Source organism: Dyella sp. 333MFSha, assembly GCF_900102405.1.
Classification (GTDB): domain Bacteria; phylum Pseudomonadota; class Gammaproteobacteria; order Xanthomonadales; family Rhodanobacteraceae; genus Luteibacter; species Luteibacter mycovicinus.
The window spans coordinates 183,794-206,513 of record NZ_FNBR01000002.1; the positions used below are offsets into that span (position 1 = coordinate 183,794).

24 protein-coding genes and 1 tRNA gene are annotated in these 22,720 nt (G+C 66.3%); 7 read left to right on the forward strand and 18 right to left on the reverse strand.

Annotated elements, in window-relative coordinates; genetic code table 11:
• Positions 1-16 precede the first annotated feature (16 nt).
• From BLT40_RS08170 to BLT40_RS08200, 7 genes are all read left to right on the forward strand, one after another.
• A complete protein-coding gene (locus BLT40_RS08170; protein ID WP_079522644.1) occupies positions 17-709 on the forward strand; it encodes a TVP38/TMEM64 family protein in 693 nt (230 codons plus the stop codon).
• Between the two features lie 63 nt (positions 710-772).
• Positions 773-2,683, forward strand: a complete 1,911-nt coding sequence (locus tag BLT40_RS08175; protein ID WP_079522645.1) for an ATP-binding response regulator — start codon at positions 773-775, stop codon at positions 2,681-2,683.
• A gap of 87 nt (positions 2,684-2,770) precedes the next feature.
• Entirely contained in the window at positions 2,771-3,535 is a 765-nt protein-coding gene (locus BLT40_RS08180; protein WP_079522646.1) for a LuxR C-terminal-related transcriptional regulator, read from the forward strand.
• A 69-nt stretch (positions 3,536-3,604) separates the two neighbouring features.
• Positions 3,605-4,642: a phosphate/phosphite/phosphonate ABC transporter substrate-binding protein gene (gene phnD / locus BLT40_RS08185; RefSeq protein WP_090352631.1), complete on the forward strand. Its 1,038-nt coding sequence runs from the start codon at positions 3,605-3,607 to the stop codon at positions 4,640-4,642.
• 104 nt (positions 4,643-4,746) lie between these two features.
• Positions 4,747-6,135: a sensor histidine kinase gene (locus tag BLT40_RS08190; protein ID WP_176809129.1), complete on the forward strand. Its 1,389-nt coding sequence runs from the start codon at positions 4,747-4,749 to the stop codon at positions 6,133-6,135.
• Positions 6,136-6,212: 77 nt separating this feature from the next.
• Positions 6,213-7,157: a DedA family protein/thiosulfate sulfurtransferase GlpE gene (locus BLT40_RS08195; RefSeq protein WP_197056491.1), complete on the forward strand. Its 945-nt coding sequence runs from the start codon at positions 6,213-6,215 to the stop codon at positions 7,155-7,157.
• Positions 7,158-7,223: 66 nt separating this feature from the next.
• Positions 7,224-7,299: transfer RNA gene (locus tag BLT40_RS08200), tRNA-Lys, on the forward strand.
• Positions 7,300-7,320: 21 nt separating this feature from the next.
• Here the strand turns inward: BLT40_RS08200 and queC are convergent.
• The 18 genes from queC to BLT40_RS08290 all read right to left on the reverse strand — a co-directional run bounded on the left by queC (position 7,321) and on the right by BLT40_RS08290 (position 22,706).
• Complete coding sequence (queC, locus tag BLT40_RS08205) at positions 7,321-8,004, reverse strand: 7-cyano-7-deazaguanine synthase QueC (protein WP_079522649.1); 684 nt, start codon at positions 8,002-8,004, stop codon at positions 7,321-7,323.
• 23 nt (positions 8,005-8,027) lie between these two features.
• Positions 8,028-8,720 (reverse strand): 7-carboxy-7-deazaguanine synthase QueE, encoded by a 693-nt coding sequence (gene queE / locus BLT40_RS08210; protein ID WP_090352633.1) that lies wholly within the window; start codon positions 8,718-8,720, stop codon positions 8,028-8,030.
• A gap of 4 nt (positions 8,721-8,724) precedes the next feature.
• Positions 8,725-9,588, reverse strand: coding sequence for a tol-pal system protein YbgF (gene ybgF, locus BLT40_RS08215; RefSeq protein WP_176167874.1), 864 nt, complete (start codon positions 9,586-9,588; stop codon positions 8,725-8,727).
• Between the two features lie 3 nt (positions 9,589-9,591).
• A complete protein-coding gene (gene pal / locus BLT40_RS08220; RefSeq protein ID WP_036110655.1) occupies positions 9,592-10,101 on the reverse strand; it encodes a peptidoglycan-associated lipoprotein Pal in 510 nt (169 codons plus the stop codon).
• A 245-nt stretch (positions 10,102-10,346) separates the two neighbouring features.
• Positions 10,347-11,675, reverse strand: a complete 1,329-nt coding sequence (gene tolB / locus BLT40_RS08225; RefSeq protein ID WP_090352634.1) for a Tol-Pal system beta propeller repeat protein TolB — start codon at positions 11,673-11,675, stop codon at positions 10,347-10,349.
• Positions 11,676-11,785: 110 nt separating this feature from the next.
• Positions 11,786-12,727, reverse strand: a complete 942-nt coding sequence (locus BLT40_RS08230) for a cell envelope integrity TolA family protein (protein WP_036110649.1) — start codon at positions 12,725-12,727, stop codon at positions 11,786-11,788.
• Positions 12,714-13,166 carry a protein TolR gene (gene tolR, locus BLT40_RS08235; RefSeq protein ID WP_043695681.1) on the reverse strand — a complete coding sequence of 151 codons (453 nt, stop codon included), beginning with the start codon at positions 13,164-13,166 and terminating at the stop codon, positions 12,714-12,716. Before tolR ends, BLT40_RS08230 begins: the two co-directional genes overlap by 14 nt.
• 12 nt (positions 13,167-13,178) lie before the next feature.
• Positions 13,179-13,862 carry a protein TolQ gene (tolQ, locus tag BLT40_RS08240; protein WP_036110643.1) on the reverse strand — a complete coding sequence of 228 codons (684 nt, stop codon included), beginning with the start codon at positions 13,860-13,862 and terminating at the stop codon, positions 13,179-13,181.
• A gap of 32 nt (positions 13,863-13,894) precedes the next feature.
• A complete protein-coding gene (gene ybgC, locus BLT40_RS08245; RefSeq protein ID WP_036110640.1) occupies positions 13,895-14,299 on the reverse strand; it encodes a tol-pal system-associated acyl-CoA thioesterase in 405 nt (134 codons plus the stop codon).
• Positions 14,296-15,336, reverse strand: coding sequence for a Holliday junction branch migration DNA helicase RuvB (gene ruvB / locus BLT40_RS08250; RefSeq protein ID WP_036110638.1), 1,041 nt, complete (start codon positions 15,334-15,336; stop codon positions 14,296-14,298). Before ruvB ends, ybgC begins: the two co-directional genes overlap by 4 nt.
• Positions 15,337-15,358: 22 nt before the next feature.
• Positions 15,359-17,260 (reverse strand): potassium transporter Kup, encoded by a 1,902-nt coding sequence (locus tag BLT40_RS08255; protein WP_079522652.1) that lies wholly within the window; start codon positions 17,258-17,260, stop codon positions 15,359-15,361.
• 3 nt (positions 17,261-17,263) lie between these two features.
• Complete coding sequence (ruvA, locus tag BLT40_RS08260) at positions 17,264-17,863, reverse strand: Holliday junction branch migration protein RuvA (RefSeq protein ID WP_036110633.1); 600 nt, start codon at positions 17,861-17,863, stop codon at positions 17,264-17,266.
• Entirely contained in the window at positions 17,860-18,381 is a 522-nt protein-coding gene (ruvC, locus tag BLT40_RS08265; protein ID WP_036110629.1) for a crossover junction endodeoxyribonuclease RuvC, read from the reverse strand. The genes ruvA and ruvC overlap by 4 nt, the downstream gene beginning before the upstream one ends.
• A 41-nt stretch (positions 18,382-18,422) precedes the next feature.
• Positions 18,423-19,172 (reverse strand): YebC/PmpR family DNA-binding transcriptional regulator, encoded by a 750-nt coding sequence (locus BLT40_RS08270; RefSeq protein ID WP_079522653.1) that lies wholly within the window; start codon positions 19,170-19,172, stop codon positions 18,423-18,425.
• 50 nt (positions 19,173-19,222) lie between these two features.
• Positions 19,223-19,867 (reverse strand): esterase/lipase family protein, encoded by a 645-nt coding sequence (locus tag BLT40_RS08275; protein ID WP_079522654.1) that lies wholly within the window; start codon positions 19,865-19,867, stop codon positions 19,223-19,225.
• 19 nt (positions 19,868-19,886) lie between these two features.
• Positions 19,887-21,659 carry an aspartate--tRNA ligase gene (gene aspS, locus BLT40_RS08280; RefSeq protein ID WP_036110622.1) on the reverse strand — a complete coding sequence of 591 codons (1,773 nt, stop codon included), beginning with the start codon at positions 21,657-21,659 and terminating at the stop codon, positions 19,887-19,889.
• A gap of 73 nt (positions 21,660-21,732) precedes the next feature.
• Positions 21,733-22,296 (reverse strand): DUF3011 domain-containing protein, encoded by a 564-nt coding sequence (locus BLT40_RS08285; RefSeq protein WP_254857321.1) that lies wholly within the window; start codon positions 22,294-22,296, stop codon positions 21,733-21,735.
• Positions 22,297-22,394: 98 nt separating this feature from the next.
• Positions 22,395-22,706, reverse strand: a complete 312-nt coding sequence (locus BLT40_RS08290; RefSeq protein WP_036110620.1) for an FmdB family zinc ribbon protein — start codon at positions 22,704-22,706, stop codon at positions 22,395-22,397.
• Between the last annotated feature and the right edge of the window lie 14 nt (positions 22,707-22,720).

The window sequence follows — 22,720 nt, forward strand, 5'->3', positions numbered from 1 at the left end:
TCCGGATGCTCACCCGGTGAAACGCTGGCGCGCCGCCCTGCCTCTCGCCCTGATGGTGCTGGCGGGCGTCATCGCGCTCGCCAGTGGCGCACTGGACCGCCTTCACCCCAGTCACCTGCTGGCGGAGGAAGGCATGCTACGCGCGAGCATCGCCGTCCATCCCGTGCTCTCCCGTGTGTCGTATGCCGTGCTGCTGACGCTGGCCATCGCGACCGGCGTGCCCGGTACGATCGTCATCGTTCTGGCCGGCGGACTGCTCTTCGGCATCGCCGAGGGCAGTGCCCTGTCTTCGCTGGCCCTGGTGGCCGGCTCCCTGCTTCTCTATGCCGCCAGCCGGCATGCCTTCGGTCACGGAGGGCGCCAGCCGCCCGATCTGGCGCGGCGCGTTCGCGAGGGCTATGCGCGGCGTCCGGTCAGTTACACGTTCGCCCTGCGCTTCGTTCCCGTCGTGCCGCTGGGCGCCATGACCGTCGTGCTGGCGTGGCTTCGCTGCCCCCTCTGGCTGTTCATCGCCGCCACCTGGCTGGGCGGCACCGTGTCCCTCGTGATCGAGAGCGCGATCGGTGCCGGCTTGGCCTCCACCCTGGGCGGGGATGCGCCTTTCAGTCTGATCGACCCCCGCATCCTGGTGCCGCTGTGCGCCTTTCTGGTCGTCAGCCTGCTGCCGCTGGCGGCTCGCTCCGTCCGGACACGCCTTCGCCGCGACTGAGCCGGCGGAACTGCGCTAGGCTGTAGCCTCGCGGCGCCTGGGAGAGGCCCGCCGGGGGAGTTCATGCGCGACGTGTCGACTTCGTCATGGCTGGAAAAGGTGTGGCGTCGCACGTCGCTCGTGCAGCGCCTGACCTGCGTCGCGCTCGTACCCACGGCGATCAGCGCCCTGCTGCTGGTGACGCTGCTGACCCGGCATCAGATGGATACCCTGCACGAGATGGGCCGCTCGACGGCGGACGCCATCGCCCAGCAATCCGCCACGGTATCCGGGGATGCCCTGCGCACCGGTGAGCGCCGCGAAATCGCCCGCATCGCCCAGTCCATCGTCCAGCTCCCGCAGGTATCGCGTGTCAGGATCAGTGACCGTGACGGCGAAATCCTCGCCGACCGCGTCAACGGCACGATCGGCGATGACGACAGCCTGACCGTGGCGCGCGAGGTGCTCGATCCCCTGACCCATCGGGTGGTCGGGTCGGTAACGGTGGACGTCAGCGTCGAGGACGCCATCGCCGCGCAGCGCGCCAGCATGCAAAACGCCTTGCTCTGGCTGGCGCTCAGCCTGTTCATCGCCGTCATGATCGGCTGGTCGACCGCACGCTGGCTGAGCGCGCCGCTGCGCAATCTGGCGATCGCCGTGCGACAGCTCGGGCTGGGCGACCGCACCGTCGTCGTGCCGGTCACCGACGACACCGAAATCGGCGATCTCCAGCGCGGCTTCAATGGCGCCGCGTCGAAGCTGCTGCACGCCCAGATCGGTATGGAGCGGGAAATCGCGGCCGCCACCGAAGAGCTGGCCCGAAAAAATGCGGCGCTGGAAGCTGCCAGCGTGGCGAAGGCCCGCTTTCTGGCCGCCGCCTCCCACGACCTTCGCCAGCCCCTGTACGCCCTCACCCTGTTTTCCTCGGGCCTCGCGGTGGATGAATACGATCCGCTGAGACTCAACCGCATCGCGCACATCCAGGAGTGCGTGGATGCGCTGGATCATCTGTTCAGCGAACTGCTGGACCTGTCCCGCCTCGAGACCGGTGCCATGCCCGCGGTGATCCGCGATGTCGCGCTCGATGACGTCTTCGAAGAGGTCAGCGTGAATTTCCGCATGGTCGCCGAGCAGCACGATCTGCGACTCGTCGTCCGTACGACGGGCCTGTGGGTGCGATGCGACCGCACGATGCTTGCGCGAATTCTCAACAACCTCGTCAGTAACGCCTTGCGCTACACCCGCTGTGGCGGAGTGCTGGTCGGCGCCCGCAAGCGGCTGGACGGCAGGGTGAGGGTCGACGTCTGGGATACCGGACTCGGCATCGGCGAGGAGCATCTGCGGCACATCTTCGACGAGTTCTATCGTGTGGAGAGCGGCCCCGAAACCGGCCGGCCGGAAGGAACGCGACGGGGCCTCGGTCTGGGGCTTTCGACGGTACAGCGCCTTGCGGGACTGCTTGGCAGCGAGGCATCCGTGCGCTCCCAGCCAGGCAAGGGCAGCGTGTTCTCGATCACCCTGCCCGAGACTCAGGCCGGAACCCTGGAGCCTCGCCAGACGCCCGCGCAGGCGCCCGCCGCCACACGCGACGTCGCCGGCATGCGGGTCCTCGTGATCGACGACGAGCCCAGCATCCTGGCAGGCATCAGCTATCTGCTCGGCAGCTGGGGCTGCGAGGTCATGACGGCGGAGGATGCTCAGCAGGCCATGGAAGCGGTGCACCAGTGGATGCAGCCGCCGGACATCGTCATCTCGGACCTGCGCCTGCGCGAGGGTACCGGGCTGGACGTCATCGCCCTGCTCGACCGCTACTACCGGCGACGTCCCGGCGATGCGCCTCCCTTCGCGCGCGTGCTGATCACCGGCGAGACACGGGGCGACTTCCTGCGCAACGTCGATGCGAGCACGACGCAGGTGCTGTTCAAGCCGGTTTCGCCTGAACGCCTCCACGAAGTAATGGTTTCCGCGTGGGCTGTCCATCATGCACCCGTCTGAGCCGGATGGCCTGCTTGCCGACGACCGGCCGGAGGGCTATGGTCCGGGGAACGGGGATGCCTGTGGCAGTGCGGGCGGAGGAGTGGCATGCGTGTCTTGATCGCGGATGATCATCGTCTGATCATCGAAGGGGTGAAGCTGAAGCTTCGCGAGCTGGGTGACCACGTCGAGTTCGTCGAGGCCGAAAGCGTGGCACAGCTCCGGGCGCAACTCGCTCGTGAACCGCTGCCCGATCTCGCCTTGATCGATATGGCCATGCCCGGCGCCAATGGCGTCGAGCACATCAAGGAGGCGCTCGAAACGCTTGCCGATGCCGACGACCGGGTCACCGCCGGCGACCGGGCGAGCAGCGACCTCACGGAAGACGAACGGCGGCATGCCGCTGACCTCATCGGCACCCATACCGCGCAGAAGCGCGCCGTGATCGTGCTGTCCGGCACGGAAGATTCCGCCGCGATCCGTCACGTGCTGGATCTGGGCGTCCAGGGTTACATCCTGAAATCCTCACCCCCCGACGTCATCCTCAGCGCGGTCCGGCTCGTCGTGGGAGGGGGAATCTACATACCGCCGGAGGCGATGAAGGCGGCCGCTTCGACGCCTGTGCCCGCCTTCGCGTTTCAGGGCACCGGCAGCGACGGACTGACCACCAAGGAGCGTCTGGCTACCGTCCTTACGGACCGTCAGATCGACGTCCTCAAGCTGCTCGCGAAGGGACGGCCGAACAAGCTGATCGCCCGCGAGCTGGGCATCAGCGAGGGCACGGTAAAAATCCATCTGGCCGCCATCTTCCGTGCACTGCACGTGCGCAACCGGCTGGAGGCCCTCGTGGCCGCCCAGCATCTGGGCGACTGACGGCCGACACATTTTTCGACCGGGGTCCGGCGTAGGCTCGGCTCCAGGGTGGGACGCGGGGCAGGCGCGATGCAGGCAGGCGTGAGGAACGCGGCAGGACGTTGGGCTCGCGGGTGGCTGACCGCGTCGCTTCTGTGCGCCCTGTGGATCGCCCCTTCGCCTGCGTCGCCTCGCGACAGGAACGATATCGACCCCGATGCGCCGCTGACCTTCGGCATCCTGCCCATCGGCGGCCCCGCCGAGTCACTGGAAGCCTGGCGGCCCGTTCTCGACGACCTTCATAAAGCCCTGGGACGGCCCGTTCGCGCCGTCTCCGTAACGACGTACGAAGGCATCGCTCAGGCCATCAGCGAGCAGCGCGTGGACATCGCCTTTCTGTCGGGGCGGCTGGCCCTCGACGCGGTGACCCGGCAGAACATGCAGGTGATCGGCCGGCTCACCCGCGGCGACGGATCGAAGGGCTATTACGCCGAACTGATCGTGGCATCCGATTCGCGCATCGGCAATCTGGAGCAGCTGTTCTCACGACCGGGCAAGTGGCGGTTCGCGCGCGGTGAGGCCTTATCGACCTCGGGTTACCTCGTTCCGGAAACGCAGCTTTTCGCCGCGCGGGGCGTCGATTCCGACACGTTCTTCGCCAGCGTGCATATCGACAACCACCAGAACAACGCGCTGGCCGTGGCCAACGGCGAGGCCGACGTCGCGACCAACAACACGGCCGATCTGGAACGTTTCCAGCAACATTTTCCCGATCAGTACGCGCGGCTGCGCATCATCTGGAAATCCTCCCTGATACCGCATGCCGTCATCGTCATCCGCAACGATCTGCCGGCATCGCTGCGCGACCGTGTGGCGAGTTTCATCACGGCGTATGGCAAAGGAAAAGACGGCACGCGTGAGGAAGGCAACCTGAAGCTGATCCACGATATCAGCGGCTTCGCGCCGGCGACAAACGCTGACCTCGTACCGTTCGCCGACATCGAATACGCGCTGGAAAAACGCCGGGCCACCAGCGCGCAGTGGGTAAGCGAGGGCGCGCGCGAGACGCGTTTCCATAAGATCGAATCCGATCATGGCGCGCTCGTGGCCAGGTTGCGCGGCAAGTGATAGACCGTAAGGCCTAGGCCGCAAGCACTAAGCCCCCTTGTCTATCGCGTCGCGAACACGCGTTTCATAGATTCGTCATGGAATCCGGTGCCACAAGGCAACCCATGAACGCGTCGCTGCACCTGCCAGGAAGGATCGTGTCGTTGCGCCGCCAGCTCGTCCTCAAAGGGCTGCTGCCGATGACGGTCGTCGCGCTGGCCATGACGGCGACTCTCGCGGTGATGCAATTTCGAGCGCTGGGATCGGAGGCACACGCCGTTGCGCGGATCCAGGCGGTCAGGCTCGCGGGCTCGGTCAACGGTGTCATGGGCGACGACGCCCTTCGCGATGCGCTCACCCGAGCGCTGTCGCGCAGCGCGCCGACGCAGCGCGCGATCCTCTATCGCGACGACGCACCCGATCTGATCGTCACAAGCGGACGCGATGCGCCGGACCGCCATGGGCTTCACGTTCGCCTCAGCACCGCCGCGGGGCAGCTGGAAACGGTGTCCGATGCATCCGCATTGCGCGAAAGGCGCACCGCCGCGACCCTGATGTGTCTCCTGCTCGGCGCAGGTGTCTGCGGCGTGTTCTTCCTGGCGCGACGCGCTGTGGAACACGATGTCGCTCAGCCGGTCGATCGGCTGCGCGCACGCCTGGTACAGGCGCTTCATCCGCGAGGCACCCACGCCGGCACACCGGACGACCCCGTGCGGGCCATCGATACTTTACTGGACGAACTGGTCGAGCTTCGCGCACGGCACGAGGCCGCCATGGCGGACGCGCTTCGCCAGCGGCTGCAGGACATCGCCCGACACACACGTTTCGTCGAGCAGATCGGCGACCACTTCCGACAGCCGTTACAGGCGCTGTCCCTGTTTGTCGCGGGTATGCAACCGGGAGAGGACCTGCGCCAGCGTGCGGTGCTCGGTCAGATGCGCACCAGCCTGACGCGACTCACCGAGCTGCTCGACGGGCTGCTCGAGATGGCGCGCTTCGACGCCGGCGCCGTGGAGCCGGCGCCGACGGCCGTGCTGGCAGCCGACCTCTTCGTCCGGGTCCGCTCCCATGTCGAAGCGGATGCCATGCGACTTGGCGTCGACGTGCGCTGGCGTGGCGGACGGGTGCCTTTCCACGCCGACGGGGCCCTGCTGGTCGAGCTGCTCAACCGCCTGGTGTCGTGCGCGGTACTCAGCACACCGCATGGTCGCGTACTGGTGGCGATACGACGTCGTGGTGACGCCATTCGCCTGGAGGTACGGGATAACGGCATGGGCGTCGAGCCGGCGGAACAGGCGCGCCTGTTCGAGGAGTTCACGCGCCTCCCCGGCCAGCCGGGCTATGGACTCGCCCTCGCCGTGGCGCGCCGCATCGCCGATACCCTCGGCGGCCACATCGGCGTGCGATCCAGCCCGGGACGCGGCACCTTGTTCTGGGTGGAGCTGGACCACGCAGCCATCGGACCCGCATCTCGCGGTGTCGTGTCCGCCCTGATCCGTCACGCCGCGTCCTGAGCCACGCTACCTGTCCGCGGACGCCCGACCGGCGTATCGTTGCGTGAGCATCAGGACCTTTTTCGAGGGTGGCGGGCGTGGCGAGCATCAACTGGTCGGACACAGCGCCAACGGTCGCTTTTCTCGGCGTATTCGCGGGCGCCATCGGGCTGCCCGTACCGGCGATGCCGACGCTCATCGTCGTCGGCAGCACCCTCGTGGCCTCGCGCGATCCGCTACTCATCATGGCGACGTTCGCCGCCGCGCTGGCCGGTGCCTTCCTGGGTGACGCGGCGTGGTTTCTGACCGGACGCCGGTTCGGCTACCGCGTGCTCGATGGCCTCTGCCGCATTTCCCTCTCGCCCGACACCTGCGTGCGGCGCGCTAGCGGATTCTTCGAAAAGCGGGGCGTCAAGCTGCTGCTGGTCGCCCGGTTCATCCCGGGGCTGTCGCTCGTGGCGATTCCTATCGCGGGTGCGGGCGATACCCGGTTCGTACGCTTCACGCTCTACGACCTGCTCGGCGCCTCCCTGTGGATCGCCGTCGGCCTCTCGGCAGGCATGCTTTTCTACCGGCAGATCGACGCCGTTCTGGCACTCCTCCGCGAGTTCGGACTGGGCATGGCGGCCGTTGCCGCGATCGGTATCGTCTTGTGGATCGGCTTTCGCTACGCGCGACGCTCCCTGTTGCTGCAACAGCTGCGCAAGTCCCGGATTTCGGTCGACGAACTGTCGCTGCTGCTGGCCAGCGAACCCGGCGCCCTGATCGTCGACGTGCGCTCGGCCATCAGCCGACGCGACGACCCGTTCGTGATCCCGGGCTCCCGCCTGTTCGATTTCGCGACCGCGGACGCGGATATCGCCACCCTGCCGCGGCACAGCGCGGTCGTCATTTACTGCTCGTGCCCCAACGAGGTCTCCGCCGCGAAGGTGGCCGAACGGCTCAGCAAGCTCGGCTTCCGCAACGTCCGGCCACTGACCGGCGGCCTGGGCGCATGGCGTGACGCGGGCCGCGACGTGGAAGCGATCGTCGCCACGACCTGAACCAGCCCACGAGGCGGGTTGTGCGCTGCCCTGCCCGCCGACTAAACTAGGCGGCTTCGCGCGTATGGGTCGTTAGCTCAGTTGGTAGAGCAGCGGACTTTTAATCCGTAGGTCGCCGGTTCGAATCCGGCACGACCCACCATTCGCGGCGAAAACCCCGCACTCAGACGTAGTGCGTAGGATCCGGCACGCCAGCCTTGGCGAAGCCCTCGGCACGCAGCCGGCATGCATCGCAGTGACCACACGCCCTGCCCTCGGCGTCGGCCTGATAGCAGCTGACCGTGGCCGAGAAATCCACACCCAGACGCATGCCTTCGCGGACGATGTCGCCCTTGCCCATCTGCATCAGCGGCGCATGGATGCGGATGCCCGCCCCTTCGACGCCAGCCTTGGTCGCGACGTTCGCCAGAGCCTCGAACGACTCGATGAACGCCGGGCGGCAGTCCGGATAACCGGAATAGTCGACGGCGTTGACGCCGCAGAAAATGTCCGTCGAGCCGAGCACTTCGGCCCAGCCCAGCGCGATCGACAACATGATGGTGTTGCGGGCGGGCACATAGGTGACGGGGATACCTTCACCGCCATCTTCGGGCACGTCGATATCGGCCGTCAGCGCCGACCCGCCGATGCTGCGCAAGTCCACGTGGACCGTCTTGTGCGTAACCGCGCCGAGCATCTTCGAGACCCGCTCCGACGCCTCGAGCTCGGAGCTATGACGCTGACCATAGGCGACGCTGAGCGCATACACGTCGAATCCCTGCTCGCGCGCCATCGCGATGGTCACCGCGGAGTCCATGCCGCCGGAGACGAGGATCACGGCTTTGCGGGAGGGGTTCGACGCGTTCATGGCGGTACCTTTTTAAAGACGTTTCAGTGGCCGGCCGCATCGTTCCAGAGCAGCTTGTGCAACTGCAGCTGGAAACGCACCGGCAGGCGTTCGGCGATGATCCACTCGGCCAGCTCGCGCGGCTCCACCTCGCCCCACACTGGCGAGAACAGGCACATCGCCCGGCTATCGAGGTGGTGTTCCCGGACCGCGTCACGCGACCACTCGAAGTCGCCGCGGCTGGCGATCACGAACTTGATCTGGTCGTGCGGCAACAGGTGATCGAGGTTGGACCAGAGATTGCGTGCGCTCTCGCCCGAGTCAGGGGCCTTCAGGTCCATGACTTTACGGACGCGCGGATCGACCGCGGAGACATCGAGCGCACCGGAGGTCTCGAGCGACACGTCGTGCCCGGCGTCGCAGAGCTTGCGCAAGAGGATTTGGCAGCGCTTCTGCGCCAGCGGCTCGCCCCCGGTCACGCAGACGTGGCGGGCCCCGTAGCTGGCGACTTCGGCGACGATGGCATCGATGTCGTGCCACTGGCCGCCGTGGAACGAATACTCGGTATCGCACCAGACGCAGCGCAACGGGCAGCCGGTCAGGCGCACGAATACCGTGGGCCAGCCAATCGCATCGGCTTCACCCTGGACGGAGTGGAAGATCTCGGTGATCCGCAGCCGCTCCGCGACGGGCGCGACCGGCGAGACGTCCGCCGGGATTGCGGTGCTGCCGTTCATGGGATCAGTTGGCCGTCTGGCGCTGCAGACGACGCAGGCGTTCCTGTGCGAGGCCGGCGGCCTTGGAACCGGGATACTTCGCCGTGACCTGCTTGAGCGTGGCGATGGCGGCGTCCTGCTGCTTCAGCTCGATCTGGCAATAGCCGACCTTGAGCAGGCCGTCGGAGACCTTGTCGCTCTGCGGGTACTGCTTGACCAGACGCTGGAACGCCTCGATCGCCACCGGGTAGTTCATCGTGACGTAGTACGACTCACCCAGCCAGTAGTAGGCGTTGGGCGCGAGCGGGCTGTCCGGATACTTGATCAGGAAGTCGCGAAAACCACGCGATGCGGTGACGTAATCGCCACCACGAAGTGACTTGAACGCCGCGTCGTACGCGGCTTGCTGGTCGCCGCTGGCGGGAGCGGACGCGGCGCCCGCCGCCGTCGGCGCCGCGGACGCGGCAGCGGCTTGGGCGGCCGGACCCTGCTGCGAGGCGGCAGGCGGCGCGGCGGAGGCCTGCGGTGCGGCGGGTGCGGCGGGCTGCTGGCCCTGAGGCGCGGCGCCACCCTTTTCAATACGACCCAGACGCGAATCGACATCCGCGTACTGCGCCTTCTGGGAATCCTGGAGTTGCTGGTTCTGGTGCTGCAGTTCTTCGATCTGACCCTGCAGCTGGGCCACCTGCTGCTGGAGATCGTTGACCTGATTGACCAGTGTGGTCGAACCGGCCTGGGCCTGCGACTGCTGCTCGAGCCGCGCGACGCGATCGGCGAGACTGAGGCGCGTGTCCTGTGCGGTGGCGGGCAGACCAAAAAGCATGGCGGACGCAAGAGCGCCCGCCATGCCAAGCCTGGCCGTAAAGCTGGTAGCCAGAGTCTTCTTCATTACTTACTTCGCGGTGTAGACGATCTCAACGCGACGGTTCTTGGCCCAGCAGTCATCGTTGTGCTCACGGCAGGTCGGCTTCTCTTTGCCGTAGCTCGTGACGTTGACCTGACCAGCCGAACCACCAGCCGCCTGCAGAGCGCTGGAGACGGCATTGCCGCGACGCTCGCCGAGGCCGAGGTTGTATTCGCGGGTGCCGCGCTCGTCGGTGTTACCCTCGAGGGTCATGGCCGACTGCGGACGATCCTGCAGGTACTTGGCGTGGCAAGCGATGATCTGCTGGAACTCCGGCTTGACGTCGTTCTTGTCGAAGTCGAAGTACACAACGCGCTGACGCAGGCAAGCGTCGGTGTCGAGGTCGGACGGCTGGTACTTGCCGTCGTTGGTCGGAGCCTGGGTCTGCGTGACCGGCTGCGATTCGGTCGGAGCGACCGGCTTGACCTGCTTCTTGGAGCAAGCGGCCGCGCCCACGCAGAGCAGGGCAGCCAGGGTGACGGTAACAGTCTTATTCATGGGACGTTCCTTCAAACAGTTGAGTTCCGACAGTCGGTTTTCGGTTTCGGGACAGGCACCGCCGGTTGTCCGGCTGTTTTTCTACTTACATCTACGCCGACGGGGCGCTGTCCCGCACCCTGCGTCTTCGTTCCGATAACCGCCGCGAAGCGGCTACCGGTTAATTGTCGTCCGCAGAAAAGGCGCGGAATATCCGCGCCCTTCCCTGGACGTTGCCGACGCCGCGCCCCCGAAGGGTCGCCGCATCAGCGCTGTCGATAGGGTCCCCACGACGGTTCGCGCACGTCGCCGTCCGAGAGGACGAGGCGCTGACGCACGGCACCATCTGCCGAAACCGCATACAGGACGCCGCGCGTACCCTGCGATGCGGCGTAAAGCAGCATGCTGGCGTTGGGCGCGAAGCTGGGCGAATCGTCCACGTTACCCGGGGATACGAAGCGCACCTGCCCGCCCAGACTGCGGTCCATGATGGCGATACGATACACGTTCCCGTTGCCCTGCACCATCGCAATCTGCTTACCGTCATAGCTGACGGAAGCGCTGGCGTTGAAGCCACCCTGGAAGGTCACGCGGGTGGCCGCGCCGCCGGCGGCGGACATCTGGTAGATCTGGGGCTTACCCGAGCGATCCGAGGTGAAGAGGATGCTCTGGCCGTCCGGGGTGAAGGTCGGCTCGGTGTCGATCGCGAAGTTGTTGGTCACCCGCGTTTCGGTGCGGCTGGCCACGTCGATAACGAAGATCTCGGGGTTACCCACGTAGGACAGGCTCACCGCCAGCTTGCTGCCATCGGGCGACCAGGCGGGAGCGCTGTTGATGCCGCGCGGGTGCGAGGCGATCAGGCTGCGCGAGCCCGTATTGATGTTCTGGATATAGACCGCCGAATTGCCACTCTCGAAGGAGACGTAGGCGATCTTGCTGCCGTCCGGCGACCAGGCCGGCGAGAGCAGCGACTCACGCGAACGGGCGACGACCTGCGGATTGAAACCGTCCGAGTCGGCTACGATCAGCGAGTAGGTCGCGTTGTTACCCACGCCCACGGCGGTGATGTAGGCGATGCGGGTCCAGAAGGCGCCTCGGACACCGGTGATCTTTTCATAGATCTGGTCGGCGATCTGGTGGGCGACGCCACGCAGGTCACCCGCCGGCGCGGTGAACGACTGGGCCAGCAGGCTCTGCTGCTTGTTCACGTCCCACAGCTCGTAATCGATCTTCAGGTTGCCGCCGCCGGCGTCGCTGATGCGGCCGATCGTGAGGAAATCCTGCTTGAGCAGACGCCAGGTGGCGAACTTGATGTCCGAGCCCTGAGACGGCGTCTCGACGATGTCGGCCTTGTCCAGCGAGCGGAACTTGCCGGAGCGGTTGAAATCCGCGCGAATGACGTCGGCGACGTCGGTCGGAAGCGGCGCACCGCCAGCCTGGGCGAACGGCACCACGGCAATCGGGGTAGCCGTCTTCAGGCCGCCGACGATGTCCACATTGAGGGACTGGGCAGCGGCCGGACCGGCCACGAAGGCGGTCAGGGCAACCAGGAGGATGGCGAGGCGGGAAAGCATTCTGCGCATGGGCGGATTCATTGCGACCTGGGGTTGGGGGACGGCGACGGCATGTTAGCGCGCTGGAAGCGGCCAGCGTGACCCGAATATGAACCGCCCCGCCCGGCGCAGCCGGGTCGGGGCGCGACACATCATTGCGGCCTGAACGTGAAGGTGAGGTTGCGCTGGAAGACGTCCTCGAAGCCCTGATAGGGCAACGGCTGGGCGCGCAGCACCGCGTTCTCGATCGAGGCCTTGCCCGCCGCGTCGTAAGGACAGCTGGCATCGGCCTTCGCGCTGAGCACCTGCCCACCCGGAATCTGGGTGATATGCACCGCGCAAGGCGCGTCCGGCATATTGTCCGGGCGCAGCCAGTTCGGCGTCACCGCGTTCTGGATGGCGGCGATGTACAGAGCCTGCTTGCTGTTGTCCTTGCCGTTCTGGCCGGTCTGAACCTTGTCGGCAGGGGGAAGATTCTCCCGGCCGTCGTCCTTGGCGTTGGCCAGATCCTTCAGCTGCTGCTCGGCTTGCTTCTTCTTGCTGTCGGCCTGCTTGGTCTGCGACTTGGCGGCATCGAGCTGCTTGAAGATCTCGTCGATCTGCTTCTGCTTTTCTTTCTTCTTCTCTTCCTGCTGCGCATCCAGCTCGGCCTGACGCTGACGCTGCTGCTCTTCCTGCAGGCGCTTCGCATCCTCGGCCTTCTGCACGGCGTCGTCGACTACCTTCTCCTGGTCTTTCAGGGCCGGCGTCTTGGGCGGAGGCGGCAGCGTCTCGACCTTGGGCTTCTCCGGCTGCGGCGGCGTCGGCGTGGGCTGCGCGGGCGGTGGCGGCACGGTGTTGGGCACCGGCTTCTGCGTGTGCTTGGGAGGCGGCGCGCCCGTCGGACCGATCAGGGTCGCTTCGATGATCTGACCCGGCAACTGGATGGGCGCCGGACACTTCAGCGGATTCCAGTCGGCGGGCAAGCCGATGGCGTCGGCCCACTTTTCGTAGTCCGAGCACGGGATGATCGCGAGGCCAAGGAAGGCCACGATACCGATGTGCAGGAGCGCGGCGAGGACGACCGCGCGCGGCGTACCGTTACGGTTTTCCATTCTGCGCGCCCGACTCCGGCTGGCTCATCAGGCCGATCTTGGAGACGCCCGCTTCCTGGAGGATCGGGAGGATCTGGTAAACCTTGCCGTAGCCCACGCGCTGATCGCCGGCGACGAGCACCTGAAGCTCGGGATTGGCATCGTGGAACGCCGTGATCTTGCTCTTGAACTCGTCGGCGCTGACCGGCTCACGCTTGGTGCCGTTCGCGGTGAGGTAGATCTGCCCACCCTCGTCCACCGAAACGACGATCGGGTCTTTCTTGTCCTGCAGGGACTTGGCGTTGGTCTGCGGTAGCTGGATGTCGACGCCGAGGTTCATCATCGGCGTGGTGACCATGAAGATGATCAGCAGCACGAGCATGACGTCGATGTACGGCACGACGTTGATCTCGGACTTCAGCTTGCGCTTGTGACGGCGATGTACGTTACGCGTGGCCATGGGGCGGCGGGCTCAGGCGACGTCGTCGGCGTGGATCTGGCGCTGCAGCACCGAGGAGAATTCCTCCTGGAAGACCTCGTAACGCGACGCGACGCGCTCCACCTTGGTGGCGAAGCGGTTGTAGGCCCAGACGGCCGGGATGGCGGCGAACAGGCCCATGGCGGTGGCGATCAGAGCCTCGGAGATGTGCGGGGCGACGACCGAGATGGTCACGTCCTTCATCTCACCCAGACCCTGGAAGGCACCCATGATGCCCCAGACGGTACCGAACAAGCCGATGTAGGGGCTGATAGAGCCAACGTTGGCGAGGAATTCGAGGTTCTGCTCGAGCTTGCCGATCTCGCGGGTGCCGGCCACGCGCATGGCGCGCTCGGAGCCTTCCATGATGCGGTCGGCATCGGTCACGCGGCGCTGGCGCTGACGCGCGAACTCGCGGAAACCCGCCTCGAAGACGTTCTCGATGCCGTGCTGCCCCTCGCGGTTGCCCACCTCGCGGAACAGGGCGGCCAGGTCGGCGCCGGACCAGAAACGGTCCTCGAAGGTCTCGGCGTTGTCGTGGGCGGTCTTCAGCTGGCTGTACTTGCGGATGATGATGACCCACGACAGGAACGAGAAGACGAGCAGAAGCAGCATCACCAGCTGCACCGGCAGGCTCGCTTCCGCGACCAGCTTGAAAATGTTCAGTCCACCGTTCATCGCTTGAAGGCTCTCCGCCGGGTATCTGGGGCTTAGGTAATAGGGAAGGTCTGGGGGAACAGCCCGGCCGGAATCTGGGCCGGACGCATCGTGTCGAGGTTGACGCAGGCTGCTCGCACCGTGGCTCGCAACAACGTCGTGCCCCCACACACGATCTCCTGACCGAACAGCATACTGGCTGAACGCCTCTCTTTGACGGCGACCGTGACCTGGAGTTCATCATCCAGACGGGCCGGACGCAGGAAGTCCAGGTGCATCTCGCGGACCACGAAGCCGAGCGAGGTGGATTCCCTCAGGGCCAGCTGGTCGATGCCCTGGGCGCGCAGCCATTCGGTACGGGCCCGCTCCATGAAGCGCACGTAGTTGGCGTGATACACGACACCACCGGCGTCGGTGTCTTCCCAGTAGATGCGGACAGGAAAGCTGAAATCGCTCATGCGTCGTCCGAAAACAGGTCCGGCATGGCCGTCTGGCGCGGGGGCGGATTGAGCCCGAGGTGGCGCCAGGCCTTGGCCGACGCCATGCGGCCGCGCGCGCTGCGGATCAGATAACCCTGCTGGATCAGGTAGGGCTCGACCACGTCCTCCAGGGTGCCGCGATCTTCGCTCAGGGCCGCCGCGAGCGACTCGACACCGACCGGACCACCCTCGAAGTTCTCGATAATCGTACGTAGCAGGCGGCGATCGAGGTCGTCGAAACCTTCCGCGTCGACCTTGAGCATGTCCGTCGCCGCCCGGGCCAGGGCATGGGTGATCTTGCCGTCGCCCCGCACTTCGGCGTAATCGCGCACCCGGCGCAGCAGCCGGTTGGCGATACGCGGGGTACCGCGCGAGCGCCGGGCGATCTCGATCGCGCCATCCATATCGCAGTCGATGCCGAAAATTTTCGCGGCACGCCGGACGATCGCGGTCAGCTCGTCCACGCTGTAGAACTCCAGCCGCTGGATGATGCCGAAGCGGTCGCGCAGGGGGCCGGTGAGCAGGCCCGCGCGTGTGGTGGCGCCAATCAGGGTGAAGGGAGGCAGATCGAGCTTGATCGACCGGGCGGCAGGGCCCTCGCCGATCATGATGTCGATCTGGAAGTCTTCCATCGCCGGATAGAGGACCTCCTCGACCACGGGCGACAGCCGGTGGATCTCGTCCACGAAGAGGACGTCATTGGCTTCGAGGTTGGTCAGCAGCGCGGCGAGATCGCCGGCGCGCTCGAGAACCGGCCCCGAGGTGGAGCGCACATTGACGCCCAGCTCGTTGGCGATGACGTGGGACAGCGTCGTCTTGCCCAGCCCCGGGGGCCCGAAGATCAGGACGTGATCGAGTGCACCCTGACGACGACGCGCCGCTTCGATGTAGATCGACATCTGCTCGCGCACCGTCTCCTGGCCGAGGTATTCGGCCAGGCGCTTCGGCCGGATGCTCGCCTCCAGGGCGTCGTCATCCATGGCGGCGGTGGCGGAAATAATGCGGTGCTCGGACATGCCCGCATTATGGCATGCCGCCTCAGATCTCGACCTGCGCGCCCAGCTCGATCAACCGGTTGCCCGGAATCTGAAAGAACGCCGTGGCCGGCATCGCGTTACGCGCCAGGAAGGCGAACAGCTTGTCGCGCCACAACGCCATACCCGGACGGCGGGCATCCGCGACGATCGTTTCGCGGGACAGGAAGAACGTCGTGTCCATCATGTCGAAGTCGAGTCCTCGCGAGCTGGCACGAGACAGCGACAGCGGAATGTTGGGATCCTCGGCGAAGCCATAGCGCAGCTGCAGCCCGAAGAAGCCGCCACCGTACTCGATGACTTCCATCCGCTCGTCGAAGTCCGCCACCGGTGTCTCCAGCATTTCGACGGTAAGCAGGACGTTGCGCTCGTGCAGCACCTTGTTGTGCTTGAGGTTATGCAGCATGGCGTGCGGCACGGCGTTCTGGTTGGCCGTGAGGAACACGGCCGTCCCCGGCACGATCAGCGGCGGGTGATCGGCGATATTCGCGACGAAGGGTTCGAGGGCCAGGCCGGACTGCTTGATCTCGCGAACCACCAGCTCCCTGCCCCGCCGCCACGTCGTCATCATGGTGAAGATCACCACACCGAGCACCAGCGGGAACCAGCCGCCATGAGCGATCTTGAGCGCGTTGGCACCGAAGAACGCGAGATCGGTGATGAGGAAGATGACGCCGACGGTGATGACCGCCGACCAGTGCCAGTTCCAGCGACGGCGCGCGACCACCAGGGCGAGCAGCGTCGTCATCGTCATCGTACCGGTCACGGCGATGCCGTAGGCCGCGCCCAGATTGTTCGACGAGCGGAAGCCGATGACGGCGAGGAACACCAGCACCATCAGCAGGCGATTCACCCAGGGCACGAAAATCTGGCCGGACATCTCGTGCGAGGTGTGCACGACGGCCATGCGCGGCGAGTAGCCCAGCGACATGGCCTCGCGGGTCATCGAGAACGCGCCCGAGATGACGGCCTGCGAAGCGATCACGGCGGACGCCGTCGCCAGCGCGATCATCGGATACAGGAGGTCCTCCGGGACCATCTTGTAGAACGGGTTCTCGATGGCGGTCTGATCGTGCAGCAGCAGCGCGCCCTGCCCGAAATAGTTGATCAGGAGCGCCGGCAGGACGAAGAAGAACCAGGCCAGGCGAATCGGCTTCTTGCCGAAGTGCCCCATGTCGGCATACAGCGCCTCACCACCGGTGAGTGCCAGCACGACACCACCAAGCGCGATGAAGGCGGAGCGGCCGTGCTCCGTGAAGAACTTCACGGCGTAGTACGGATTCAAGGCCCAGAGCACCTGCGGATGCTGGATCAGCTGGCGCAGCCCCAGCCACGCTAGCACCAGGAACCACAGCGTCATGACCGGCGCGAACGCCTTGCCGACGATCTCGGTGCCGTGCCGCTGGATCGCGAAGAGCACCACCAGGATGACCAGGCAGATCGGCACCACGTAGGTGTCCAGCGATGGCGCGGCGACCTCCAGGCCCTCCACCGCCGAAAGCACGGACATCGCCGGCGTGATCACGCCATCGCCATAGAACAGCGAGGCGCCGAAGATGCCGATCGCGGCCAGAACCCAGCGCGCCCTCGGCGAACCGCTGACGCTGCGCTGCGCCAGCGCCATGAGCGCCATGATGCCGCCCTCGCCCTTGTTGTCGGCGCGCATCACGAAGGTGACGTACTTGAGCGAGATCACCATCAGCAGCGACCAGAAGATCAGCGAGAGCACGCCGAGCACCGCGGCGGGCTGCGGCGTCATGCCGTGCGTGCCGAGCGTTTCCTTCATCGTGTACAGCGGGCTGGTGCCGATGTCGCCGAAGACGATACCGATGGCGCCCAGAGCCAGCGCGGCCAGTTTCTTGCCGCGCGCGTTCTGGAGTTCTTCGGCGGGATTATGATGGCCCATGGCTCAGCCCCCCAGGGCGGCGCGGAGCGCCTTGCGGATGATGGCTTCGGCGGTGTCGCCGTCGGCGGCCGCCTTCTGGACCAGACGCGACGCTTCGACCGGCTTGTAGCCCAACTGCTGAAGGGCCACCGTGGCTTCACTCACGGGGTCGACCGGCGCGGACACGCCCGCCCCCATCGCCGCCGGCAGGCGCACGCCCACCGCGTCGACGCGGTCACGGAGTTCCACGACCATCCGCTCGGCGGTCTTCTTGCCGATGCCCGGAATCTTGGTCAGGGCCACGACGTCGCCCGCATGAACCAGGCGCGACAGCTCATCGGTCGACACGCCCGAAAGCACGGCCAGCGCGATCTTCGCGCCGATACCGCTCACCTTGAGCAGGTTGCGGAACATCGCCCGCTCGGCTTCGTGCATAAAGCCGTAAAGCGACACGCCATCCTCTTTCACCGCGTAATGCGTGAGAAGGATGACCTCCTTGCCGGTCGCCGGAAGGTCGTAAATGGTCGACATGGGAGCGTCGACCTCGTAACCCACGCCACCCACCTCGATGAGGAGGGAGGGCGGCTGCTTGCTGATAAGAGTGCCTCGCAGGCGGCCGATCATCGGCGACGTCTCCATGCCGTGCGCGGGATACCCACGCGTTCAATGCTGGAACGGGTATGCGCGTGGGCGATCGCGATCGCCAACGCGTCGGCGGCGTCCGCCTGGAGCGGACCCTTGATACCGAGGATCATCCCGATCATGTGCTGGACCTGGGTCTTGTCGGCGCGGCCGGTACCGACCACCGCCTGTTTGACCTCGGTCGCCGCGTACTCATGCACGACGATTCCCTGGCTGACAACGGCACACACGGCCGCGCCACGCGCCTGACCCAGCTTCAGGGCCGAGTCGGCGTTGCGCGCCATGAACACACGCTCGATCGCGGCTTCCGCGGGAGCATGCGTACCGATGATGGCGCAGAGTTCGTCAAAGATGCGTTTCAGCCGGAGGGGAAAGGTCGCTTCCCCGCCGACGACGAGCGCGCCATGCCAGACATGGGTGAGCGCGCCATTGTCGGCGACGTCGATGAGACCGACGCCCGTACGCTGGCTACCCGGATCGATACCGAGGATGCGGGTCATGACAGCGAATTAATACGCAAGACGATAAGGGGGCGGAGGCGTCACGCCTCGTCCGCATCCTGCGTCGGGAGAACGGCGTTGTGGTAGACCTCGTCGACATCGTCCAGCGCGTTGAGCCGGTCGAGAAGCTTCTCGAAATGCTCCAGCGCCTCGCCGGTCGGCGTGACCAGGGGGCCGTTGGGCCGCATGACCACGTCGGAGCTTTCGACCTCGAAGCCCGCCGCCACCAGCGCCTTGCGCATGGCCTCCACGGCGATCGGGTCGGCGGCGAGCAGCACCGTACCGACACCATTCTCGATGACGATGTCTTCCGCGTTGTTTTCGATCGCGGCCTCTTCGAGCTTGCCCTCGATGTCCGCGTCGCCGCCGGTATGGATCAGCACCTGACCCACACGGGTGAACTGGAACGCGACCGAGTTGGTCGTCCCGAGGTTGCCGCCGAGCTTGGTCAGCGACGCGCGGACGTCGGCCACGGTGCGGGTCTGGTTGTCGGTGACGCAGTCGATGATCAGCGCGGTGCCCGCCGGACCGTAGCCCTCGTAGCGAACCTCGTGCATGTCCGCCCCGCCCTCGGCACCCGAACCGCGCTTGATCGCGCGATCGATGGTGTCCTTGGTCATGTTGGCGCCCAGCGCCTTGTCGACAGCCGCGCGCAGGCGCGGGTTGCCGTTGGGATCGGGCACGCCGCCACGGGTGGCGATGGTGATTTCGCGGATCAGCTTGGTGAACACCTTGGCGCGCTTGGCGTCTTCGGCATTCTTGCGACCTTCGATGGAAGGGCCTCTACCCATGTTCGATTCCTGGACTTACCGGACGGACGAGGGCGCGATTCTATCCGCAATCACGTCGGGGGGCTAAGGGGGGTATCGAAACGCCCCTCCCTCAGGAAGACACCGACCTGCCTGGCGACGTCCGCCGACACCAGCATGCCGGTGTGGCTGGTCTCCAGAACGCAGTGCGCGCAAAGCCCCGGCAGGCGGGTTTCTTCCACGCCGACGGAACCATCGTGCTCGGCACCGAGTTCGCCGACGAACGCCCCCAGACCGACCGGCATGCGGCCGGCGATCATGCCGACCTCGCGGGGACCGTCCCAGCGGTCCAGACCGTGCTCGAGCAGGCCCCGGGCGCGTCCGAGCAGCATGTCGCCGCCCCAGCGGTGGGTCAGCCCACGGGCCGCGCCACTGCCATTGAGCGGCGAACCGAGACATACGATACGACCCTGGGGCAGGTCCTCGTCGCGGCAGGCCAGCAAGGCAAGGATGCCGCCCAGGCTGTGCCCCACCACGTGGACGGGCCCGGGCCCCAGATGGCGGATGCGCTTGCGCAGCCGCGCGATCGCCTGCTCCGGCGGCGCGGCCACACTCATGTATTCGAACTGGTGAACCCGGAAACCTTCCTCGCGCAGCCGCCGGCTGAGCATCGCCATGGCGAAGCCCCGCATCCACAAGCCATGGAGGAGCAGGACATCGGCAGGCGAGTCACTCATGGACACGAGGCTCCGAGGGTCAGGCTTTCAGCGCCTCCGCGGCGGCGACGCGGACGTGCAGTTCTTTCAGCTGCGGCTCGGAGACCGGCGACGGCGCATCGGTCATAAGATCCTGGGCGCTGGTGGTCTTCGGGAAGGCGATGACGTCACGGATGGATTCCGTACCCGCCATGAGCGCGGCGATGCGGTCGATGCCGAAGGCCAGGCCGCCATGGGGCGGCGCGCCCATGCGCAGCGCCTTGAGGAGGAAGCCGAACTTGGCCTCCGCCTCGTCCGCGCCGATGCCGAGCAGGTCGAATACGGTGCTCTGCATCTCGGGACGGTGGATACGGATGGAGCCTCCACCGATCTCGTTGCCGTTGAGGACCATGTCGTAGCCGCGGCTCACGGCGTCAGCGGCATGGGCGCGAAGATCGGCTATGTCGTCGACCTTCGGGGCGGTGAACGGGTGATGGAGCGCGACGAAGCGTTTTTCCTCGTCGTCGTACTCGAACATCGGAAAGTCGGTGACCCACAGCGGTTTCCAGCTGTTTTCGACCAGACCGCGATCGCGACCGACACGGATACGCAGGGCGCCCATGAAGTCGGTAACCGTCTTCCATGCGCCTGCACCGAAGAACACGATGTCGCCGTTGCCGGCGCCCGTGAGCGACAGCACCTGTTCGAGCGCGGCGTCGTCGAGGAACTTAGCCACCGGCGAGTTGATGCCTTCGCGACCCTTGGCGAGGTCGTCGACCTTCAGCCAGGCAAGGCCCTTCGCGCCGTAGCGACCCGCGTATTCGGTCAGACCGTCGATGTCCTTACGCGACAGATCCGCCGCGCCAGGCACGCGCAGGGCCGCCACACGACCGGCCGGGTCGTTGGCGGGGCCGGAGAAAACCTTGAACTCGACGTGCTTCACGGCCTCGGCGATGTCCGTGAGCTCGAGCGCGATGCGCAGGTCGGGCTTGTCGGACCCGAAGCGGCGCATGGCCTCGGCATAGGTCATACGCGGGAACGACGCATCGAGCTCGACCTTGCGCACTTCGCGGAAGACGTGGCGAATGAGGTTCTCGACGAAGTCCTGGACGTCACGCTCTTCGACGAAGGCGAACTCCAGGTCGAGCTGGGTGAATTCCGGCTGGCGGTCGGCGCGGAGGTCTTCGTCGCGGAAGCAGCGGGCGATCTGATAGTAGCGATCGAAGCCGGCCATCATCAGGATCTGTTTGAACAGCTGCGGCGACTGCGGCAGCGCATAGAACTGGCCCGGGTGCACGCGGCTGGGGACCAGATAGTCGCGCGCGCCTTCCGGCGTGGCCTTGGTCAGGATCGGGGTTTCGATGTCCTGGAAACCGGCGGTATCGAGATAACGACGCAGCTCGCGGACCAGTGCGGTACGCGTGCGCATCATCTGCTGCATCTCGGGACGGCGCAGGTCGAGGTAGCGGTAGGTCATCCGCATGTCCTCGTTCGGCGTCTCGTGCTGCGCGAACGGCAGGTCGCGGGCTTCGTTGAGGATCTCGACGGAATCCGCCAGGAGCTCGACGGTGCCGGTCCTGAGCTTGTCGTTAGGCGACAGACGCTGGCGAATCTGGCCCGTGACGCGGATGACGAACTCGTTTCCCAGGTCGCCGGCGACGGCAAAGGCGACGGCATTCTCGCGCTCGATCACGACCTGGGCGATGCCCTCGTGGTCACGAAGGTCGACGAAGGCCACATGGCTCTGCAGGCGAAGGGTGTTGACCCAGCCGCACAGGGTGACTTCCTGACCGATCAGCGACTCGTCGATGAGTCCGCAAAAATGAGTGCGCATGCGCTTGAAGCTTCGTGGGAAAAGACCCCGGATCGTAACACGACCGGGGTCCCCAGGCGCCGACGGGAGCCGCTCAGCGGCCGATATCGAACTTCGCGCGGCAACCGTGATCGGCCCAGATGCCGTCCCGGGTGAAGCCGTAGCTGTAGCCCTCGCGACAGGAGGCATTGGAGTTCTGTTCAACCAGGCGAGCACCGCGGCCGAGCGGCCAGCGGCAGAACACGCGCTTGTTGTCTTCGCTGTCGCAGGAGACGATCTGGCCGCTGTTGCCGCCATACCCCGGACGACCGCCACCGGGACGACCATCGTCACCCCAGCCCGGCCGACCGCCATCGCCCCAGCCCGGACGCCCGCCGCCGCCCCAGCCGCCGGCCTCCTGGAAGATGCCGCGGCAACCGTCGTCGACCCACAGGCCGTTGCGGTCCATGTCCCAGGTGCGACCCCGTATGCAGGCGGTCTTCGAATCCTGGCGGATCAGGCGGGCGTCACGCCACGGCACCCGGCAGTAGGACCGGCGGCCGTTGTCGCTGAAGCAGTTGACCGTGTCGCCGCCGCGCTGGGCATGGGCGACGTGCGGCGTAGCGAACAGGCCCGCGCCCAGCGCCAGCATGCCGACCAACCCAAGAATGCGTTTCATACCCCTGACCTCCGATGTGTGTGGCGCAAAAACTATCGGAAGGATCCGCAACGCTGTTTGAACGGATCGCAGGAAAACGTTGCCGCCACGGCAGGCCGTCAGTCGCCCGTGGACTTCGAACCCGCGGCGGGAGCCGGCGCGGGCGCGGGCGCCGGGGACGGAGCCGGCGCAGCGGCCGGCGCGGGCGCCCCGGACGAGCCTTCCGCAAGATTTCGCTTCTTGTCGCCGTCCTTCTTGAAATCCGTCTCATACCAGCCACCGCCGGCAAGGCGGAACTGCGGCGCGCTCAGCATCCGGCCGACCTGTGGTTCGCCGCAGCTGGGGCACACCGACGGATCGGCGTCGGACATCTTCTGCAGCCGCTCGAAACGATGACCACAGGCCTTGCACTGGAATTCGTAGATGGGCATGACGCGGGAGCCTT

Excerpts from the sequence above, each read along its gene's own strand:
- BLT40_RS08270 (WP_079522653.1), bottom strand. The coding sequence starts at position 19,172 with ATGGGTAGAGGCCCTTCCATCGAAGGTCGCAAGAATGCCGAAGACGCC.
- ruvA (WP_036110633.1), bottom strand. The coding sequence starts at position 17,863 with ATGATCGGCCGCCTGCGAGGCACTCTTATCAGCAAGCAGCCGCCCTCC.
- BLT40_RS08180 (WP_079522646.1), top strand. The coding sequence starts at position 2,771 with ATGCGTGTCTTGATCGCGGATGATCATCGTCTGATCATCGAAGGGGTG.
- aspS (WP_036110622.1), bottom strand. The coding sequence starts at position 21,659 with ATGCGCACTCATTTTTGCGGACTCATCGACGAGTCGCTGATCGGTCAG.
- BLT40_RS08175 (WP_079522645.1), top strand. The coding sequence starts at position 773 with ATGCGCGACGTGTCGACTTCGTCATGGCTGGAAAAGGTGTGGCGTCGC.
- queE (WP_090352633.1), bottom strand. The coding sequence starts at position 8,720 with ATGAACGGCAGCACCGCAATCCCGGCGGACGTCTCGCCGGTCGCGCCC.
- BLT40_RS08290 (WP_036110620.1), bottom strand. The coding sequence starts at position 22,706 with ATGCCCATCTACGAATTCCAGTGCAAGGCCTGTGGTCATCGTTTCGAG.
- ybgF (WP_176167874.1), bottom strand. The coding sequence starts at position 9,588 with ATGAAGAAGACTCTGGCTACCAGCTTTACGGCCAGGCTTGGCATGGCG.
- queC (WP_079522649.1), bottom strand. The coding sequence starts at position 8,004 with ATGAACGCGTCGAACCCCTCCCGCAAAGCCGTGATCCTCGTCTCCGGC.
- ruvB (WP_036110638.1), bottom strand. The coding sequence starts at position 15,336 with ATGTCCGAGCACCGCATTATTTCCGCCACCGCCGCCATGGATGACGAC.
- pal (WP_036110655.1), bottom strand. The coding sequence starts at position 10,101 with ATGAATAAGACTGTTACCGTCACCCTGGCTGCCCTGCTCTGCGTGGGC.
- tolQ (WP_036110643.1), bottom strand. The coding sequence starts at position 13,862 with ATGAACGGTGGACTGAACATTTTCAAGCTGGTCGCGGAAGCGAGCCTG.
- BLT40_RS08190 (WP_176809129.1), top strand. The coding sequence starts at position 4,747 with ATGAACGCGTCGCTGCACCTGCCAGGAAGGATCGTGTCGTTGCGCCGC.
- ruvC (WP_036110629.1), bottom strand. The coding sequence starts at position 18,381 with ATGACCCGCATCCTCGGTATCGATCCGGGTAGCCAGCGTACGGGCGTC.
- tolR (WP_043695681.1), bottom strand. The coding sequence starts at position 13,166 with ATGGCCACGCGTAACGTACATCGCCGTCACAAGCGCAAGCTGAAGTCC.
- BLT40_RS08230 (WP_036110649.1), bottom strand. The coding sequence starts at position 12,727 with ATGGAAAACCGTAACGGTACGCCGCGCGCGGTCGTCCTCGCCGCGCTC.
- phnD (WP_090352631.1), top strand. The coding sequence starts at position 3,605 with ATGCAGGCAGGCGTGAGGAACGCGGCAGGACGTTGGGCTCGCGGGTGG.
- ybgC (WP_036110640.1), bottom strand. The coding sequence starts at position 14,299 with ATGAGCGATTTCAGCTTTCCTGTCCGCATCTACTGGGAAGACACCGAC.
- BLT40_RS08285 (WP_254857321.1), bottom strand. The coding sequence starts at position 22,296 with ATGAAACGCATTCTTGGGTTGGTCGGCATGCTGGCGCTGGGCGCGGGC.
- tolB (WP_090352634.1), bottom strand. The coding sequence starts at position 11,675 with ATGAATCCGCCCATGCGCAGAATGCTTTCCCGCCTCGCCATCCTCCTG.
- BLT40_RS08255 (WP_079522652.1), bottom strand. The coding sequence starts at position 17,260 with ATGGGCCATCATAATCCCGCCGAAGAACTCCAGAACGCGCGCGGCAAG.
- BLT40_RS08275 (WP_079522654.1), bottom strand. The coding sequence starts at position 19,867 with ATGAGTGACTCGCCTGCCGATGTCCTGCTCCTCCATGGCTTGTGGATG.